Origin of the sequence: Gordonibacter sp. An230 (assembly GCF_002159915.1) — a bacterium.
Classification (GTDB): Bacteria; Actinomycetota; Coriobacteriia; order Coriobacteriales; family Eggerthellaceae; genus Rubneribacter.
Genome location: NZ_NFJP01000070.1, coordinates 1 through 740 on the forward strand (window position 1 = coordinate 1; position 740 = coordinate 740).

The 740-nt window shown below is 52.3% G+C and carries 1 protein-coding gene; it reads right to left on the bottom strand.

The window, feature by feature from the left end; translation table 11 throughout:
* Window positions 1-740 (bottom strand): condensation domain-containing protein (locus tag B5F40_RS15715; protein ID WP_239443097.1); only part of this gene is annotated, 740 nt, incomplete at both ends.

The window sequence follows — 740 nt, forward strand, 5'->3', positions numbered from 1 at the left end:
TCCCTGAACGTCAGGCCGATGCCGGGGAGGTCGGCCCCGGGGTTCTCGTAGAGTTCGGCCAGTTCGGCGAGAACGGTCATAACGCTAAGTGCGTCAAGCACCGTATAGTCGAAGCAGAATACAAGTCGAGTTTGCTTTCCTGATTCTTCATGCCAAGAAATTGAGACCACGCGATGAAGAGGGGGTTTTGCCAATGCGAATACAGTACGTTTAATCTCTTCGAGTTGCTGCTTTGCTTCAGAGCTATTTGCGCATTCAGCTCGCTCTATGTGTCCGATTTTGGAAGACGGTGCAATGGATTGAGTTCCGTCTTCTTCGACCGATGCTCTCATCATTCCGTGTCTCTTCTGCACTTTGCCCCATGCAGCATCAAGCCGATCAAGATCGATTTCGTCTACTGCGAATATCTGGCAGTAGGTTGTGCCAACGGTGGCTTGGCTGGATGAGTCTCCGCGGCTCACCAGATAAGCGTGTTGTATTTCCGTCAAAGGAAAACTCTCGTATTCTTTTGACGGATCTACCTCAATGAGAGCTTCCTGCTTTGGGGGAGCTTCTCTTTTCCTGAGCGTCTTGCAAAACTCACTTAGATTTTCCGTATCAAAAAGAAGCTGAAGGCGAGCATCCTCGTATCCGAGTGCCCGCACTCTGCCGATGACTCGTGATGCCATGAGGCTGTCGCCGCCCAGCTCGAAGAAGTTCGACTCCCTTCCGACGGGCCCCGCATCGAGCAGCTCCTCCCA